The organism is Pseudescherichia sp., from assembly GCF_032052675.1.
In the GTDB taxonomy this organism is placed as follows: Bacteria; Pseudomonadota; Gammaproteobacteria; order Enterobacterales; family Enterobacteriaceae; genus Pseudescherichia.
The window spans coordinates 75,648-94,478 of record NZ_DAMBWA010000006.1 but is presented as its reverse complement, the minus strand read 5'-3'; the positions used below and the strand labels follow the sequence as shown (position 1 = coordinate 94,478).

Below are 18,831 nucleotides of genomic sequence, written 5' to 3'. Positions count from 1 at the left end.
AAGTTCTGATTTCGAGCGCATCATGCCACCGGCAAAAACATTGTCAATCGGCCTGAATGGCCGCCTTACGCCCTTTTTTAACGATCGATTTGAAATACTGATTATCAAAGGTAAAACGCAGCGGGATATTATCGTTAAATATATGATAATATTATAGATAATGAAATATCCCGCACCTGCGTTTAGTAGAAAAATTTCATGGTAGAAGCCGCCACTTTTTTGCGGCTTCCTCAGCTTCAGCCAGCAACCGCCATACCCACGGTCATATGCAGACCATAAAATACGCCGCGACCGATTAGCTCACCCACCAGCAGCAGCATGAATGCCATTGAGAGCAGCGGCACCGTAGGCACTTTTCCTGCCACCTGCGGCACAATCCAGCAGCTTAGCGCCACCGCCAGCACGACGGTACGCCAGGCCATCAGAGCGCCGTAGTCAGGTATCAGAGCGGACGCCTGCTGCACGGCGCTATGGATCGTTGCCAGCTCCGCACCCTGCATCATGGCCACGATAGCGCTGGCAACCAGAGCCAGTACAGACACCGCTGGCAGCAGGCGCATCGCCCAGCCATGAATACCGGCAGTACGCAGAAGCAGGTAGCCCAATAGCGGCCCTCCTGTCAGCAAGGTCAGGAAGAAGCTCAGCGGGGTCCAGATGCTGTACCAGGTGGGCACCGTATCAATACTGTTATAAACGCGCACCATCATCCAGACGAACATTACGCCCAGTATCATCGTGACCACTAGCCAGACATTACGTAATCCTGAAGGCAGCTTACGTACTACCGCCAGCAGCCAGCCAATCCCGCCAAAGGCAAAGAAGATCGACCCGCTGGCAATCTCATTGCTTAAGGGGGACGCGCCTACCCGGTTAAGCGAGTTAAAAGCGCGCATCGGCGAGCCCAGATGCAGCATAGAAGCGATAAAACCAATTCCCATCAGCACCCACAGGCCCAGCATGCCGACGATAATCCGCTGCTGCGACTCAGGGGATAGCACCCCTTTTAGCAAGGCAAAGGCCAGAACGATAAAACCCCCGACCACGCACTGCCCGAAAACCGTAAAGATCATTAACGGCCATTCATGCCACCCGCTTCCCATCTCACACCTCCTCCGGATTTGCCAGATAGCCCGTGGTATCGCCAATCGGGCGGCAGTTGGCATTGGGTTTAATAACGATGCTGGGTTTCGTGAAATGCGCGCCTGGCAATGGGGCAACGGCGGCCAGCTCACCGTGCTTTTTACGCAGCGTCTCGATAGGTCCGAAATCCAGCGCACGCAGTGGGCAGGATTCAACGCAGATCGGCTTCTCCCCCTGCGTAACGCGCTCGTAGCAGCCATCGCATTTGGTCATATGGCCCTTACTGGCATTGTACTGCGGTGCGCCATAGGGACAGGCCATATGGCAGTAACGGCAGCCGATGCAGACCTCTTCGTTGACCACGACAAAACCATCTTCACGCTTATGCATCGCCCCGCTTGGACACACCTTGGTACAGGCAGGATCTTCGCAGTGGTTGCACGAAATGGACAAATAGTAGGCGAAGACATTCTGGTGCCAGACGCCATTATCTTCCTGCCAATCGCCCCCTGCGTACTCATAGATACGGCGGAAGCTCACCTCCGGCGTCAAATCTTTATAGTCTTTACAGGCCAGCTCACAGGTTTTGCACCCGGTGCAGCGGCTGGAATCAATAAAAAATCCATACTGGGTTGCCATCGGTTACTCCTTAAACCTTTTCCACCTGAACGAGGTTGGTATGGGAGGGATTTCCCTTAGCAAGCGGAGAGGGACGCTGGGTAGTCAGCACATTAATGCATCCGCCCCGATCCACGCCTTTGCCATCCGGGTCGTACCAGGCCCCCTCACCTAACGCAACGACGCCGGGCATCATTCGCGGCGTCACCTTCGCCTCAATATGCACCTCGCCGCGCCCGTTAAAGATGCGCACCTTGTCTCCGTTGCTAATTTGTCGTTTTTGCGCATCGATGGGGTTGATCCACATCTCCTGGCGACAGGCGGCCTTCAACACATCAACGTCGCCGTAGGTAGAGTGAACGCGGGATTTATAGTGAAAGCCGGTGAGCTGGAGCGGATATTTTTCTATTAACGGATCGTCATAGCTTTCAAACCCTGGGGTAAAGATGGGCAGCGGATCGATAACGTCTCCATCCGTCAAATCCCATGTTGCTGCTATCTCTGCTAAGGCCTCGGAGTAGATCTCAATTTTACCGGAGGGAGTAGAGAGCGGATTGGCCTGCGGATCTTCCCGAAACGCCCGGTAGGCGACGTGATGCCCGTCAGGATCGCGTTTTTTAAAGATCCCCTGCTGGCGAAACGCCTCGAAGGTTGGCAGTTCAGGTATGGCTTTTCGCGACGCTTCATAGAGGTAACGCAGCCACCCCTCCTGCGTGCGCCCCTCGGTAAACTGCTGTTCTACGCCCATCCGTTTTGCCAGCTGCGAGGTCATCTCATAGATTGTCTTGCACTCAAAGCGCGGCTTGACCGCCTGCTCGGTGAAGATGACGTAGGACATGTTGCCGCAGGAGGCATCCAGCGCGAAGTCCATCTGCTCCGATGCAGTACAGTCCGGCAGCAAAATATCGGCATATTTTGCTGAAGAGGTCATATGGCAGTCGATAACCACGATCATCTCGCACTTTTTATCATCCTGTAGGATCTGATGGGTGCGGTTAATGTCTGAATGCTGGTTAACCAGGCAGTTACCTGCATAGTTCCAGATCATTTTGATAGGAACGTCAAGCTTCTCCTTTCCACGTACCCCGTCGCGCAGGGCGGTCATCTCCGGCCCGCGTTCTATGGCATCCGTCCACATGAACATGGAGATACTGGTCGCGACCGGGTTCTCCAGGGTCGGCATACGCTCAAAGGGGAGCTCATAGGAGCCTTCACGCGCCCCGCTGTTGCCGCCGTGAATGCCGACGTTGCCGGTGAGAATGGCCAGCATTGAGATAGCTCGGGTCGTTATTTCACCATTAGCGCGACGCTGCGGCCCCCAGCCCTGGCTGATGTAGGCGGGTTTAGCGCTGGCAATTTCACGGGCTAGCTTGATGATACGATCGGCGGGAATACCGGTGATCTGCGCGGCCCACGCGGGCGTTTTCGCGACCCCGTCCCTTCCCTGGCCGAGAATATAGGCTTTATAGTGACCGTTTTTTGGCGCGCTGGCGGGAAGGGTTTTTTCATCGTAGCCGATGCAGTACCGATCGAGAAATGGCTGATCGACCAGATTTTCAGTGATCAACACCCATGCCAGGCCGTTGACCAGCGCAGCATCCGTCCCTGGCTTAATAGGGATCCACTCATCCTCACGTCCCGCACCGGTATCGGTATAGCGTGGATCGATGATGATCATGCGTGCGTTTGACTTCTCGCGGGCCTGCTCAAGATAGTAGGTTACACCGCCGCCGCTCATCCGCGTTTCGCCTGGATTATTGCCAAACAACACCACCAGCTTGCTGTTTTCAATATCTGACGGGCTATTGCCATCGGCCCAGCCGCCGTAGGTGTAGTTCAGGCCCGCCGCAATTTGCGCCGAGGAGTAGTCTCCGTAATGATTCAGGTAGCCGCCACAGCAGTTCATCAGGCGTGCAATCAGTGTCTTTCCCGGCGGCCATGAGCGCGTCATGGTACCGCCGAGGGTGCCTGTGCCGTAGTTCAGGTAGATAGATTCATTGCCGTAATCTTTAATAAGGCGTTTCATATTGTCGGCGACGATGTCGAAGGCTTCATCCCAGCTGATGCGTTCGAACTTGCCCTCGCCGCGCAGGCCGACGCGCTTCATCGGGTACTTCAGGCGATCCGGGTTATAGACGCGGCGGCGCATAGAGCGACCGCGCAGGCAGGCGCGTACCTGGTGAAACCCTTCATAGTTGTCGTCACCGGTATTATCGGTCTCAACATATTTGATCACGCCGTCGACAACGTGCATACGCAGCGGGCAGCGGCTGCCGCAGTTGACGGTACAGGCGCTCCAGATAATTTTTTCACGGCTCGGGCTGAGGCTTTCAGCGGCATTCGCTATGCGGGTAAAAGGCGCGGTAAATGTAGTGCTGGCAAGGGCCAGCCCGCCCAATGCCGTGGTTTTGACTAAACTGCGTCGGCTTACCTCTGCTGCCAGTACTGCATCGGAGATCTTCTTTTTCATAGGGACTCACTTTGCTGCCTGTAGTAAATAAAAAGCAAACTGCCGTTATGTAGTTTTTTATAGAGAGAATTTTGGTGATGTCAGTAGCAAACTCTGACCTTCATACGAAGGCAGTATTACCCCGAAAGAGGTATGAATTGTTGTTTGATGTCAAAAATGCATAAAAAAAGCGCCCGTAGGCGCTTTTTTAGGAGGGGGTGTGGCGTGAATTAGCCGATGTACTCCAGACCTTTCATGTACGGACGCAGCACCGCAGGGATCTCGATGCGACCGTCGGCCTGCTGGTAGTTCTCCAGCACCGCCACCAGCGTACGCCCTACTGCCAGACCAGAGCCGTTCAGGGTATGCACCAGACGGGTTTTCTTGTCGGCTTTGCTACGGCAGCGAGCCTGCATGCGGCGCGCCTGGAAATCCCACATGTTGGAGCAGGAGGAGATCTCACGGTAGGTATCCTGCGCCGGCAGCCACACTTCCAGGTCGTAGGTTTTGCGCGCGCCAAAGCCCATATCGCCGCTGCACAGCAGCACTTTACGGTACGGCAGGCCTAACAGCTGCAGCACCTTTTCAGCGTGGCCGGTCATCTCTTCCAGCGCGTCCATAGAGTCTTCCGGACGCACGATCTGCACCATCTCAACTTTATCAAACTGGTGCATACGGATCAGGCCGCGGGTGTCACGTCCATAAGAGCCCGCTTCAGAGCGGAAGCACGGCGTATGGGCCGTCATCTTCAACGGCAGCGCCTCTTCTTCGAGGATCTCGTCACGCACCAGATTGGTCAGCGGCACTTCCGCCGTCGGGATCAGCGAGTAGTTGCTGCTCTCTGCCTCTTCGTCCAGAGGGCGCGTATGGAAGAGATCGCCACCGAATTTAGGCAGCTGGCCGGTGCCGTACAGCGTGTCCTGGTTGACCAGGTACGGCACGTAGTTCTCGATATAGCCGTGCTGTTCGGTATGCAGATCGATCATAAACTGGCTCAGGGCGCGGTGCAGGCGGGCGATCTGCCCCTGCATCACCACAAAGCGGGAGCCGGTCAGCTTAACCGCCGCGGCAAAGTCGAGGCCTTTAGCCATTTCGCCCAGCGTGACGTGATCGCGGACTTCAAAATCAAACTTACGTGGCTCGCCCCAGCGGCTCACCTCCACGTTTTCGCTGTCGTCTTTACCCAGCGGCACACAGTCGTCCGGCAGGTTAGGCAGGGTCAGCGCGATGTCACGGATCTCCGCCAGCAGCGTCTCAAGCTCGGCTTTGGCTGCATCCAGCTCTTCGCCCAGCTTGTTCACTTCCAGACGTAACGGCTCAATGTCTTCCCCACGCGCTTTCGCCTGGCCAATGGATTTCGATCGCGAGTTACGCTCCGCCTGCAGGTTTTCAGTGTTGACCTGCAAAACTTTACGACGCTCTTCAAGAGCGCGCAGTTTATCTACATCCAGCTTAAAGCCCCGGCGTGCCAGTTTTTCTGCGACTGCGTCTGGCTCGGTACGCAGCAGATTGGGATCGAGCATGCTTATCCTGTGCTTATCGAATTGATATTAGAGGGAGTGGCCGCAGACGCAGCCACAAGAATTCACAGGTAACCTTACCGCAACGCCTCAATTAGCGATAGCGTTTTGTGGGGCTTTTATTGTCCTGATCGGCCAGCCAGGCGAGCTTTTCGCCAATCTTGCCCTCAAGACCTCTGCTGGTGGGATGATAATAGCGCGTTTGTGCTATTTCAGGGGGGAAGTACTCCTCGCCCGCCGCATAGGCGTTAGGCTCGTCGTGGGCATAGCGATACTGCTGACCGTAGCCCATCTCCTTCATCAGCTTGGTTGGCGCATTACGCAGATGATCCGGCACGTCATAGTCCGGCTTGTCACGCGCGTCGGCCATCGCCGCTTTAAAGGCGGTATAGACGGCGTTGCTTTTTGGCGCACAGGCAAGGTAGACAATCGCCTGAGCAATGGCGCGCTCCCCCTCTGCGGGCCCAACGCGGGTAAAGCAGTCCCAGGCCGAAAGCGCCACCTGCATCGCGCGAGGATCGGCGTTGCCTACGTCTTCAGAGGCGATCGCCAGACAGCGGCGCGCGACATACAGCGGGTCGCCCCCGGCAGTAATGATCCGCGCATACCAGTAGAGCGCCGCATCCGGCGAGCTGCCGCGTACGGATTTGTGCAGAGCCGAGATGAGGTCGTAAAAGCGATCGCCTTTGTTATCGAAACGCGCGCTGCGCTCCCCGGCGATTTCGGTGAGCAGCTCTGGCTTAAGCACCCGCTTGCCGCTCTCGTCGACCTCGGCCATGTCGGCCATCATCTCCAGCGTGTTGAGCGCGCGCCGGGCATCGCCATTGACCAGCTGGGCGATGGCCAGCCGGGTCTCGTCCGGCAGGACGATATTCTGTCCGCCGTAGCCGCGCGTTTTGTCGCTGATGGCCTGATCCAGCACCTGCTCGATATCCTCAACGGAGAGGGATTTCAGCAGATAGACGCGGGCGCGGGAGAGCAGCGCCGAGTTCAGCTCGAACGATGGGTTTTCGGTGGTGGCCCCGATGAAGGTGATCGTGCCGTCTTCAATATGCGGCAGGAAAGCATCCTGCTGGCTTTTGTTAAAGCGATGGACCTCATCCACAAACAGAATGGTGCGGCGACCGGCATTGCGGCGCTGGCGGGCACGCTCGATGGCCTCGCGGATCTCTTTCACGCCGGAGGTCACCGCCGAGATGCGTTCAACATCGGCGTTAGCGTAATGAGCGATGACTTCAGCAAGGGTCGTCTTGCCGGTGCCGGGTGGCCCCCAGAGGATCATCGAGTGCAGCTGCCCGGCTTCGATCGCGCGCGGCAGCGGCTTACCCGGTGCCAGCAGATGCTGCTGGCCGATGTACTGCGCTAAGTTTTCTGGCCGCATACGGGCGGCCAGAGGTTGAAACGCGTTGTCTGAAAAATCGAGCGACAGATTGCTCACTCAGGCCTCTACTTGCGTTGATCGTCCACCGTTACGCCCTGCGGCGGGGTAAAGGTAAATTTAGAGGGATCAACAGCGCCATTCTGCTGAGACTGCAGCTGATATGTACTGCGCTGATCGTCCTGCTCAACGGCGCTGAACTGGTTAATGGTGCCGTTCTGACTCACGTTAATGGTGAACTGCTTCAGGTTACCATTTTTGCTTTTCGGCGTGAGCACGAAGTCGTTACCGGTTTGCTTAATATTATACTGCTGCCAGTCGCTGGTCTGGTTACGGGCAATCAGCATGAACGGCGTATTGCTGGTCGCCGAGCTGAGATTGGTCGCCGTTGCCTGCTCAACGAACGGGTTGTAGAACCACAGGGTTTTGCCGTCGGAGACCAGGATGCTTTCATCCGGCTGCGTCATGTGCCAGTTGAACAGGTTCGGACGCTTAACCCATAAATCCCCCTGACCTTCCTGCACTGCCGCGCCGCTGCCGTCGGTCACTTTTTGCGTGAAGCTGGCGTGGAAGCTGCTCACTTTATCGAGGCGGCTTTTCAGATCGCTGGCGGCATCAGCCCAGACGCTGCTCGCTACCAGTGAAGAGAGTAATGCACAGGTCATTGCGATTTTTTTCATTGTTATTCCTTTTGCTACGTCTGTTACGTCGCTCCCGATCCGGGAGAACCTCTGACACTCATTGCAGGCTAAACCGGCAAAGAGTGAAAGAGGAAAAAGCTGATTTTTGACGAATTTACCCAAATTTGCACTTGGACGCGCTACTCGAACGGCGGCGGAGCCAGCACCTCACGGTTGCCGTTGTGGCCCGCCTCGCTGACGATGCCCTGAGCTTCCATCTGCTCGATGATACGCGCCGCGCGGTTGTAGCCGATGCGGAACTGACGCTGAACGCCGGAGATCGAGGCCTTACGCTTCTCGGTAACGAAGTTGACCGCCTGGTCGAACAGCGGATCCAGCTCTTCACCGGACTCCAGCCCACCGCCGCCACCTTCGCTTTCGCTGTCGGAGGTGATCCCATCGACATACTGCGGGCGACCGCGCGCTTTCCAATCCTGCACCACGGCATGAACCTCTTCATCACGGACAAAGGCACCGTGCACGCGTACGGGCGCTGAGGAGGAGTTAGGCCCGGAGTAGAGCATATCCCCCATGCCCAGCAGCGACTCGGCGCCGCCCTGATCGAGAATGGTGCGGGAGTCGATTTTGCTCGATACGGTGAAGGCGATACGCGTCGGGATGTTGGCCTTGATCAGGCCGGTGATGACATCTACCGACGGACGCTGGGTAGCCAGCACCAGGTGGATACCGGCAGCACGCGCCTTCTGCGCCAGACGGGCAATAAGCTCTTCGACCTTTTTACCTACCGTCATCATCAGGTCAGCAAATTCGTCTACCAGCACCACGATATACGGCAGCTTCTCCAGAACCGGATGGGTGGCGTCCATGCTGTCGCCCGGCTTCCAGTAGGGATCCGGAATTGGGCGGCCCATACGTGCGGCTTCAGCGATCTTCTCGTTGTAGCCCGCAAGGTTACGCACGCCGAGCGCGGACATTAGCTTGTAACGACGCTCCATCTCGTTGACGCTCCAGCGCAGGGCGTTGGCAGCGTCCTTCATGTCGGTCACCACCTCGGTCAACAGATGTGGAATGCCCTCATAGACCGATAGCTCCAGCATTTTCGGGTCGATCATGATGAATCTCACGTCTTCCGGCCGTGCTTTATAGAGCATGCTGAGGATCATGGCGTTGACCCCCACCGATTTACCCGATCCGGTAGTACCGGCAACCAGCAGGTGCGGCATTTTAGCCAGATCGGCAATAATCGGATCGCCCGCGATATCTTTCCCCAGCACCACGGTTAACGGCGACGGGCTTTCGCGGAACTTGGCGCAGTCCAGCACCTCACGCAGGTAGACGGTCTGGCGCTTTTTATTCGGCAGCTCAAGTCCCACGTAAGGCTTACCGGGGATCACCTCCACCACGCGGACGGCCACCGTTGACAGAGAACGGGCCAGATCGCGGGAGAGGTTAGAGATACGCGCCGCTTTCACGCCCGGCGCAAGATTAAGCTCAAAGCGGGTGATCACCGGACCTGGAGAGTAGTTCACCACGTCAGCCTTAATGCGGAAGTCGTTCAGACGAGCCTCAACCAGGCGCGCCATCTGCTCAAGGGCAAAGGTGTCTACCGGCTCCACTTCCGACGGCGGCTGGGTTAACAGATCCAGCGACGGCAGCGGCGTTGTCGGCCGCTGTGCTGGACGGCTGTCGCCGTTGCGCATCAGCAGCGGATGGATCAGGCTCTCCTGCACAGCGGGCTGCGGCGCGACGGGCGCGGCGGCGGGCTGATACTGCTGCTGTGGCTGCACCGGCGCAGCAGGCTGCTGGTGGTGCTGTTGCTGTACCGGTGCAGGCGAGGCGGGCTGCTGGTAGTGCTGCTGCACCGGCGCGGGCGCGGCGGGCTGCTGATAGTGCTGCTGTGGCTGCTGTACAGGAGCTGACGGTTGAGCAGGCTCTTCCGGCGGTAGCGTAAAGAGCGGCTCGCTCGGGCCGTCGTCCACCAGCGTTTTCATTGGCGAAAACTCAAAGTCGGCCAGCGAGAACGGGTTTGCCGACGGCGGCTGCTCTGTTGAATAGCGCTGCTGCTGTGAGGCGGCGAACTGGCGGGCCAGCTCCGCTTCAGCGGCATCGTCTTCCTCGTCCTGCCAAGCGTTATCATGTCCTGTGTCGGTATGGGCTTCGTGCTGATACTCCTCTCCATAGCGCGACTGCTGGGAGGCGGCAAACTGGCGCGCCAGTTCGTCCTGATGCAGCGTATCCGCCTCGTCATCGCTAAACGGCTCAGGCTGCTGACGCTCCGCTTCACGAGCGGCGCGCTCCTCAGCGATACGCTGCGATGGGAGCTTAATACCATAGGAGGCCAGCTCGCGGCGGGTCGGCACGCGTACCCGGTTCGGGCGCGGCAGCTGAGGACCAATGCCCTCTTTAACCTGCGGACGCGGCGCACCGCCGTCGGCCAGGCCGAACGCGGGTGCCGCAGCGGCGGAGGCGGCAACGGTAGTCACGACCGCCGCAGCCTGTTTAACATCAGGTACGGCTGGCGCAAAGGTCGGCTCTACTACCGGCGGCGTCATTGCCGGCGCGGCAGGTGCAGGTGCCACCGGCTCTGGCGCTGCGGGTTCGGGAACCGGCTGGTACCAGGCAGCAAGCTGCTCGCGCTCCCGGGCGCGTCGCTCCTCAACCTCTTCAAAATAGTAGAGCGGCGGACGGGTATGCTTAACCTCTTCCTCTGGCTCCGGCTCTGGCGCTGTTACAGCCGGCTCGGACATAGCAACTAGCGCAGCGGCGGCGGGCTCCTGCTGCCAGACAGGCTCCGGTGACCAGACCGGATCCGGCTGTGGCGCAACGCTGGCAACGTGCATCTCGGGTGGATTCTGCGCCTGCATCGGCGGAACATAGTGCTGCTGCGGCTCAGGAGCGGCAGGCTGCCACTGGGCTTCAGGTAGAGGCTCAGACAGCGTTGCAGCGGTCGGGATCGGGGCCGTCTGGGTCACCGGCGGCGTAGGCATAACCGGCTGAGATGGTGCAACGTGCGCCTGAGCATCGGCGGTCGCCAGCGCGGCGGCGGTAAGCGGTTCAGCCACGCTCGGGCCATTCAGCAGCGGATCGTACTCATCATACTGTTCGCCCTGGGTGGCTCGGTGGCCGGAGAAGAGCACGTCGTTAGGATCGGCAGCGACGCCACGAGCGCTGTACTGCACCTCTTCTTCATCGTCCATGCGACGCCCCGAGAAGAGCGCTTCATCGGTTTTACGGCCGAGCGGGTTGGCAAACTTCTCTGCCACACGCTTACGACGCGCCAGCACGCCACGCATAATGCGGGTACGGCGAGATTCACGCCGTTGCGCAGCGGGCTCCTCGTCGTACTCCTCTTCGTCTTCGTACTCTTCGTCATCGACCCAGGTGTCATCCCGACGGGTACGGTTGCTGGCGAAGGTGAGAATGTTGAGCAGCACGCTGCCGATTTTCTCGGCGATGCTGACCCACGACCAGCCGGTGAACAGCGTGAGTCCAGCAGCCCAGACGCAGAGTAGCGCAATGGTGCCCCCGCTGCTGTGCAGCAGCGGCATCATGGTGGTGCTCAGCAGGCTGCCGATCACCCCGCCAGAGGCAAAGTACCAGATATCGTCGGCGTTGATGGCCGCTAGCCCGCAGGAGGTGAGGATCAGGGCCAGCACGCCAATCAGCCGCAGCGAGACGGCGAAGTAGTCGATATAGTCTTCATTAGCGCGGTGCCGCCAGGCGAACCAGCAGCCGCCCACAATCATCACCGGGATGGTGTAGGCCATGACGCCAAAGATGAAAAATAGCGTATCGGCAAGCCACGCGCCCGGCGCGCCACCCAGATTATGGATAGGCTCATGCCATGCGGTTTGTGACCAGCTGGGATCGGAAGGGTTGAAGCTGAGCAGTGCGACCATCAGCCAGACTGCAAAAAGGGCGACAAGTATCAGTAACGCCTCAAGGAGCCGGCGTCCGCTGCTTAACTTGGTTAATGTGACTTCTTTGTCTTCAGTATATTCCTGGCTCAAGAAAGGCTCTCCAGGTCCTTGATGCTAAAACGGAGAACAGTGTCAGGTTACCCCGACACTGCTGCTGTATGGATTACCAGGAGTGTAATCAAACTGCGTCGATTTTGCACCTGTTCCGTGTTAGCGGGTTTTAATCACCAGACGATTGCTCTGTTTGACCTCTTCCATCACCACGTAGGTACGCGTGTCGTTGACGCCCGGCAGACGCAGCAGGGTTTCACCCAGCAGTTTGCGGTAGGCCGACATATCCGGCACGCGGGTTTTCAACAGGTAGTCGAAATCACCGGAAACCAGATGACACTCTTGAATTTCTTCAAGTTTCTGTACTGCGGCGTTAAATTGCTCAAACACATCCGGCGCGCCGCGATTCAGAGTAATCTCAACAAATACCAGAAGTGATGCATCCAGATAATGCGGGTTCAGCAGCGCTGTATAGCCCTGAATGAAACCCTGTCTTTCCAGTCGGCGCACGCGCTCAAGGCACGGCGTCGGAGAAAGTCCCACTCGCTTTGAAAGCTCGACGTTAGAGATACGCCCATCCTTCTGCAATTCATTCAGAATGTTACGATCGATGCGGTCGAGATCTTTGCCAGGGCGCTTTTTGCTATCTACCATTATTATTGTCTCTCTGTATTCCTTCCCTACTCCTGTCTTGACCCTGTGCACTTCACTGTTCAGAGTCTTTGCCCGTCGCTATACGTTCCGCATTATCATTATTTGCGCGGAGCATAACGGGGCCTGCATTAAGAAGACGGTTGCCAGGCGCAGCCAGTAAGATTGCAAAGAGTGTCTGTCCACGCCCTGTACTATTTCACTGGCCCTGTGAGGGGCATCTTTATGCGTGATGTTGTCCCACGCGCGAAACGCTGCCGTTGTCTTCCTCGAATGTTTTCGCAAATGCGCAGCGGATTGTCAAAGTAAAACATCGTTTTTTAGTACAACATGCCAGATATTCATCATCGACCCTCCCTAAACCTCATGGAATCTTCTTATAACACTACCAATTTCAGTAGATTTTGTTATAGGCACAGCGAGGAAAAGGGTCTACGTTATTGGCCGCGCCTATTGCACATATCGTTAACAAAACTGCCATACCCTTTTTTTACCGCCGTAAATTCCCTACAATCCTGCCCATTGTCTGCCAACAGCAGTCTCTGCCACCAACAATGGGGATCTCATGGGCACAGCTAAACATTCTAAGCTGCTTATTCTTGGTTCTGGACCTGCCGGCTACACCGCTGCGGTCTATGCCGCACGCGCTAACCTTCAGCCGGTACTGATTACCGGTATGGAAAAGGGCGGTCAGCTTACTACCACTACTGAAGTGGAAAACTGGCCGGGCGACCCGCATGACCTGACCGGTCCGCTGCTGATGGAGCGTATGCACGAGCACGCCGCGAAGTTTGAGACCGAAATTCTGTTTGACCACATCAGCAAGGTCGATCTGCAGAACCGTCCGTTCCGCCTGATCGGCGACAGCGGCGAGTACACCTGCGATGCGCTGATCGTGGCGACCGGCGCGTCTGCCCGCTACCTGGGCCTGCCTTCGGAAGAGGCGTTTAAGGGCCGCGGCGTCTCCGCCTGCGCCACCTGCGACGGTTTCTTCTACCGTAACCAGAAAGTGGCGGTCATCGGCGGCGGCAACACGGCGGTTGAGGAAGCGCTCTACCTGGCGAACATCGCCTCTGAGGTGCACCTGATCCACCGTCGCGACACCTTCCGCGCGGAGAAGATCCTGATCAAACGTCTGATGGACAAAGTGGCCAGCGGCAACATCGTCCTGCACACCCATCGTACCCTGGAAGAGGTGACCGGCGACCAGATGGGCGTGAGCGGCCTGCGCCTGCGTGATACGCAGAATGCCGACAACGTCGAGTCGTTAGAGGTTGCGGGACTGTTCGTGGCTATCGGCCACAGCCCGAACACGGCGATTTTTGACGGCCAGCTGGAGCTGGAAAACGGCTACATCAAGGTGCAGTCCGGTATTCATGGCAATGCCACCCAGACCAGCATCCCAGGCGTGTTTGCTGCGGGTGACGTTATGGATCATATCTACCGTCAGGCGATCACCTCCGCGGGCACTGGCTGCATGGCCGCGCTCGATGCAGAGCGCTACCTTGACGGACTGGCTGAACTTTCTAAATAATCTTTACAAGTCAGTAACAAAGGTAAAAAAGGCGACTATAAGTCGCCTTTATTTTTGTCCCGTTGTAACATTGCGCAGCTCAAAAATCTGACAAGCCACCTGCTAAGCGCGCCATGAATAAAACCCGTCAACAAGAATTAACCCGCTGGTTAAAACAGCAAAGTATTTTCTCCCGCCGTTGGCTGCTGGTGTCACGCCTGCTCGGTCTGGCGAGCGGTCTGCTGATTGTCGCCCAGGCCTGGCTGCTGGCGCGCATACTCAACCACCTGATCGTGGAAAATATTCCGCGCGAGGCGCTGCTGCTGCCGTTTGTCCAGCTGGTGCTGGTGTTTGTGCTGCGCGCCTGGGTAGTCTGGCTGCGCGAGCGCGTCGGCTTTCACGCGGGCCTGCACATTCGGTATGAAATTCGCCGCCAGGTGCTTGACCGCCTGCAGCAGGCCGGGCCAGCGTGGATTCAAGGGCGGCCAGCGGGCAGCTGGGCTACGCTGATCCTTGAGCAGATTGACGATATGCACGACTACTACGCCCGTTACCTGCCGCAGATGGCGCTGGCGGTGAGCGTGCCGCTGCTGATCGTGATTGTGATTTTCCCCTTTAACTGGGCCGCCGCGCTGATCCTGCTGGCGACGGCTCCACTGATCCCCACCTTTATGGCGATGGTGGGCATGGGCGCCGCCGATGCTAACCGTCGCAACTTCAAGGCGCTGGCCCGCCTGAGCGGTCACTTTCTCGATCGCCTGCGGGGGATGGAGACGCTGCGCATTTTTGGCCGCGGCGCGGCTGAGACGGACAATATCCGTAAAGCGTCGGAAGATTTTCGCAGCCGTACGATGGACGTGCTACGCCTCGCCTTTCTCTCCTCCGGCGTGCTGGAATTTTTCACCTCGCTCTCTATTGCACTGGTGGCGGTCTACTTTGGCTTCTCCTACCTGGGCGAGCTCAACTTCGGCCACTACGGTACCGGCGTAACGCTGTTCGCCGGCTTCCTGGCCCTGATCCTGGCCCCGGAGTTTTTCCAGCCGCTGCGCGATTTAGGCACCTTCTACCATGCGAAAGCGCAGGCCGTCGGCGCGGCGGATAGCCTGAAAACCTTCCTGGAGACGCCGCTCGCTCACCCAGAGCATGGTGAAGCGGTGCCTGATGACAGCAACGGCATTAGCCTCTGCGCTCGCGATCTCTGGATCACCTCGCCGGAAGGTGCCGTGCTGGCGGGTCCGCTCAACTTTACCCTTGCCGCCGGGCAACGCGTGGTGCTGGTGGGTCAGAGCGGCTCAGGTAAAAGCTCGCTGATTAATACCCTCTCCGGCTTCCTCTCCTACCGGGGTTCGCTGCAGATTAACGGTACCGAGCTGCGCGATCTCAACCCGGAGGCCTGGCGTCAGCGCCTGAGCTGGGTGGGACAAAACCCGCAGCTTCCGGCAGCCACGCTGCGTGAAAACGTGCTGCTGGCGCGTCCCGATGCCAGCGAAGCGGAGCTAAATGCCGCGCTGGACAGCGCCTGGGTCAGTGAGTTTCTGCCGCTGCTGCCGCAGGGTATCGATACGCCCGTAGGCGACCAGGCCGCACGGCTCTCCGTTGGCCAGGCCCAGCGGGTGGCGGTGGCGCGTGCCCTGCTCAACCCTTGCCAGCTGCTGCTGCTGGATGAACCTGCCGCCAGCCTCGACGCCCACAGCGAACAGCGCGTGATGCAGGCGTTGAACGCCGCCTCCCTACGCCAGACCACGCTGATGGTTACCCACCAGTTGGAAGGGCTTGCAGACTGGGACGCCGTCTGGGTGATGCAGAGTGGATCTATCGTCGAACAGGGAACGTATACCGAGCTTTCCGCCGCCAACGGGGCCTTTGCCGCCCTGCTCGCTCATCGTCAGGAGGAGATTTAAATGCGTGCGCTTATCCCTTTTCTTGCCCTCTACAAGCGCCATTTCTGGCTGCTGACGCTGGGCGTCGTACTGGCGATCGTCACCCTGCTGGCGAGCATTGGTCTGATCACGCTCTCGGGCTGGTTCCTCTCCGCCTCGGCGGTGGTGGGCGTGAGCGGGCTATACAGTTTTAACTACATGCTACCCGCCGCCGGGGTGCGCGGGGCAGCGATTACCCGTACGGCGGGACGCTACTTTGAACGGCTGGTTAGCCATGACGCCACCTTCCGGGTGCTGCAGCATCTGCGCGTCTCGACCTTCAGCAAGCTGCTGCCCCTCTCCCCCGCCGGGCTGGCGCGCTTTCGTCAGGGAGAGCTGCTTAACCGCATCGTGGCGGACGTTGATACCCTGGATCACCTCTACCTGCGGGTGATCTCCCCGCTGGTGGGGGCGCTGATCACTATCGTGGTGGTCACCATCGGCCTGAGCATTCTCGATGTCACGCTGGCGTTAACTCTTGGCGGCATTATGCTGCTAACGCTGTTGCTGCTCCCTCCTCTGTTCTATCGCGCCGGTAAGCCCACCGGTGAGAAGCTCACCACCCTGCGCGGTGAGTATCGCCAGCAGGTCACCAGCTGGCTTCAGGGCCAGGCGGAGCTGACGATCTTCGGCGCAAGCGAGCGCTACCGTGCGCAGATGGAGAACACCGAGCTGAGCTGGCACGATGCGCAGCGCCGTCAGTCTGAGCTTACCGCGCTGTCGCAGGCGGTAATGCTGCTGATCAACGCGGTTGCCGTGCTCGCCATGCTGTGGCTTGCGGCGGGTGGCGTGGGTAGCGATACCCAGCCGGGGGCACTGATCGCCCTGTTTGTTTTCTGTGCGCTGGCCGCCTTTGAGGCGCTGGCACCGGTGACGGGGGCCTTCCAGCATCTGGGCCAGGTCATCGCCTCGGCGGTGCGGATCACGCAAATTACCCAGTATCCGCCCGAGGTGCGCTTTAACGACAATCAGACGCCACCGCCTGCGCAGGCGGCGCTGACCCTCGACAACGTCAGCTTTAGCTATCCCCAGCAGCCGCAGAAGGCGCTGGACGGCATCTCACTACAGATTACTGCCGGCGAGCACGTTGCTATTCTGGGCCGCACCGGCTGCGGCAAATCTACCCTTTTGCAGCTGCTGACCCGCGCCTGGGATCCTGCTGCGGGGGAGATCGCCATTAACGGCGAGCCGCTTGCCTCCCTGAGCGAGCCAGCCCTGCGGGCAACGATTAGCGTTGTGCCCCAGCGGGTGCATCTGTTTAGCGCCACCCTGCGCGACAACCTGCTGCTGGCCTCGCCGACGGCGACGGATGACACCCTGGCGGCGGTACTCACGCAGGTGGGGCTGGAGAAGCTGCTTGATGAGGGCGGGCTGAACAGCTGGCTGGGTGAAGGCGGTCGTCAGCTCTCCGGCGGCGAGCTGCGGCGGCTGGCGGTGGCGCGGGCGCTGCTGCATGATGCCCCACTGCTGCTGCTGGACGAGCCTACGGAAGGGCTGGATGCGACGACCGAGAGCCAAATCCTTGATTTACTTGAACGTGTTACCCAGGGCAAAACCGTGCTGATGGTCACCCACCGCCTGCGTGGATTATCACGCTTCGATCGCATTATTGTGATGGACAATGGTCAAATAATTGAGCAAGGTAATCACACAGCGTTACTGGCCAAACAGGGTCGTTATTACCAGTTTAAGCAACGGCTGTAAAAGAGTGGCCAGGCACGAGGTGCCTGGTTTTATGGATCCCTATTTGTTGCGTTGCGGAGCGTTGTCGCCATGCGCCTGGTTCAGCTATCTCATCACTCTCTTGCTTTTCCCTCCCCTGAGGGAGCGCTGCGTGAACCCAACGGACTGCTGGCGCTGGGAGGCGATCTCAGTCCGGCTCGCCTGCTGATGGCCTATCAGCAGGGCATCTTTCCCTGGTTTTCAACTGGCGATCCGATCCTCTGGTGGTCCCCCGATCCCCGGGCGGTGCTGTGGCCTGACCGCTTTCACGTTAGCCGCAGCTTGAAACGCTTCCATAAAAACTCGCCCTATCGCGTGACGTTAAATCATGATTTTGACCAGGTGATTAAAGGCTGCGCGACCGACCGCTATGAAGGCACCTGGATCACGCCGGCCGTCATGCTGGCCTACCATCGCCTGCACGAGCTGGGCCATGCTCACTCCATTGAAGTTTGGGAGGGAGACGAGCTGGTTGGCGGTATGTACGGCGTCGCCCAGGGGGGGCTGTTCTGCGGCGAATCGATGTTTAGCCGCCGGGTCAACGCCTCTAAGACTGCCTTGCTGGTGTTTTGCGCCGAGTTTTTACGTCAGGGGGGCGAGCTGATCGACTGTCAGGTGTTGAACGAGCATACCGCCTCGCTGGGCGTGGGTGAAATGCCGCGCCGGGAATACCTTCAGCATCTGGAGCGCCTCCGCCATCAGCCGCTCTCCCCGCGTTGCTGGCTGCCGCGTACCTTATTTACGCCAGCCCTATGAATGTTTTCGGCATATTTTCTTTCAGAGTGCTATAATAGCGGCGCAGAGTAGCTTCTGCCTGTTGCCCCGCCGCCGCTTGGGAATAGCTCGAATCAGGTAACGCCCATCGTTTATCTTATCGCTCCCCTTTAGGTTTGCGCTTTTTTGCGCCGCTTCGCTGGCGCGAGGGTAATACGCCAAGGTTACTTTGCTGCGTTTTATCAGCACAAATCTTTACTTAACAGACGAACTTCGGCATTATCTTGCCGGTTCAAAAATTTTGGTAGTGATACCCCCGAGGACTAGATGGCCAAAGAAGACAATATTGAAATGCAGGGTACCGTTCTTGAAACGTTACCTAATACCATGTTTCGCGTAGAACTGGAAAACGGTCACGTGGTAACTGCGCATATCTCCGGTAAAATGCGTAAAAACTATATCCGCATTCTGACGGGCGACAAAGTGACTGTTGAGCTGACCCCGTACGACCTGAGCAAAGGCCGCATTGTCTTCCGTAGTCGCTAATCGCATCGCTGCTGTGCGCTAATCGCACAGATTATGAATAGTAAAAGGCCGGGAATTATCCCGGCCTTTTTTATTGGCGTTATATCCAGTGGCACATGGTTCTTCGTAG

13 protein-coding genes are annotated in these 18,831 nt (G+C 58.3%); 5 read left to right on the top strand and 8 right to left on the bottom strand.

The window, feature by feature from the left end; translation table 11 throughout:
- Positions 1-236 precede the first annotated feature (236 nt).
- The 8 genes from RTX96_RS10285 to lrp all read right to left on the bottom strand — a co-directional run bounded on the left by RTX96_RS10285 (position 237) and on the right by lrp (position 12,311).
- The gene (locus RTX96_RS10285) at positions 237-1,100 is read right to left on the bottom strand and encodes a dimethyl sulfoxide reductase anchor subunit family protein (RefSeq protein WP_312670906.1); all 864 of its coding nucleotides are present in this window, start codon (positions 1,098-1,100) and stop codon (positions 237-239) included.
- A 1-nt stretch (position 1,101) separates the two neighbouring features.
- Positions 1,102-1,719 carry a DMSO/selenate family reductase complex B subunit gene (locus tag RTX96_RS10280; RefSeq protein WP_103819657.1) on the bottom strand — a complete coding sequence of 206 codons (618 nt, stop codon included), beginning with the start codon at positions 1,717-1,719 and terminating at the stop codon, positions 1,102-1,104.
- Positions 1,720-1,729: 10 nt separating this feature from the next.
- Positions 1,730-4,168 carry a dimethylsulfoxide reductase subunit A gene (gene dmsA, locus RTX96_RS10275; protein WP_312670905.1) on the bottom strand — a complete coding sequence of 813 codons (2,439 nt, stop codon included), beginning with the start codon at positions 4,166-4,168 and terminating at the stop codon, positions 1,730-1,732.
- 209 nt (positions 4,169-4,377) lie between these two features.
- Positions 4,378-5,670, bottom strand: a complete 1,293-nt coding sequence (gene serS, locus RTX96_RS10270; RefSeq protein ID WP_268108521.1) for a serine--tRNA ligase — start codon at positions 5,668-5,670, stop codon at positions 4,378-4,380.
- Between the two features lie 91 nt (positions 5,671-5,761).
- Positions 5,762-7,105, bottom strand: a complete 1,344-nt coding sequence (locus tag RTX96_RS10265) for a replication-associated recombination protein A (protein WP_312670904.1) — start codon at positions 7,103-7,105, stop codon at positions 5,762-5,764.
- An 8-nt stretch (positions 7,106-7,113) separates the two neighbouring features.
- Positions 7,114-7,725: an outer membrane lipoprotein chaperone LolA gene (gene lolA, locus RTX96_RS10260; protein WP_103819661.1), complete on the bottom strand. Its 612-nt coding sequence runs from the start codon at positions 7,723-7,725 to the stop codon at positions 7,114-7,116.
- A gap of 140 nt (positions 7,726-7,865) precedes the next feature.
- Positions 7,866-11,696 (bottom strand): DNA translocase FtsK, encoded by a 3,831-nt coding sequence (ftsK, locus tag RTX96_RS10255; protein WP_312670903.1) that lies wholly within the window; start codon positions 11,694-11,696, stop codon positions 7,866-7,868.
- 120 nt (positions 11,697-11,816) lie between these two features.
- Positions 11,817-12,311, bottom strand: a complete 495-nt coding sequence (gene lrp / locus RTX96_RS10250; protein WP_000228469.1) for a leucine-responsive transcriptional regulator Lrp — start codon at positions 12,309-12,311, stop codon at positions 11,817-11,819.
- 562 nt (positions 12,312-12,873) lie between these two features.
- On the opposite strand from lrp, the gene trxB reads away from it, so the two are divergent.
- The 5 genes from trxB (at position 12,874) to infA (ending at position 18,722) form a co-directional block, all read left to right on the top strand.
- Positions 12,874-13,842 (top strand): thioredoxin-disulfide reductase, encoded by a 969-nt coding sequence (trxB, locus tag RTX96_RS10245; protein WP_312670902.1) that lies wholly within the window; start codon positions 12,874-12,876, stop codon positions 13,840-13,842.
- A gap of 113 nt (positions 13,843-13,955) precedes the next feature.
- The gene (cydD, locus tag RTX96_RS10240) at positions 13,956-15,722 is read left to right on the top strand and encodes a heme ABC transporter permease/ATP-binding protein CydD (protein WP_312269021.1); all 1,767 of its coding nucleotides are present in this window, start codon (positions 13,956-13,958) and stop codon (positions 15,720-15,722) included.
- Positions 15,723-17,444, top strand: coding sequence for a heme ABC transporter ATP-binding protein/permease CydC (cydC, locus tag RTX96_RS10235; RefSeq protein WP_312670901.1), 1,722 nt, complete (start codon positions 15,723-15,725; stop codon positions 17,442-17,444).
- A 69-nt stretch (positions 17,445-17,513) separates the two neighbouring features.
- Positions 17,514-18,218, top strand: coding sequence for a leucyl/phenylalanyl-tRNA--protein transferase (gene aat, locus RTX96_RS10230; protein ID WP_312670900.1), 705 nt, complete (start codon positions 17,514-17,516; stop codon positions 18,216-18,218).
- A 285-nt stretch (positions 18,219-18,503) separates the two neighbouring features.
- Positions 18,504-18,722: a translation initiation factor IF-1 gene (gene infA, locus RTX96_RS10225; RefSeq protein WP_001040187.1), complete on the top strand. Its 219-nt coding sequence runs from the start codon at positions 18,504-18,506 to the stop codon at positions 18,720-18,722.
- The last annotated feature ends 109 nt before the right edge of the window (positions 18,723-18,831 follow it).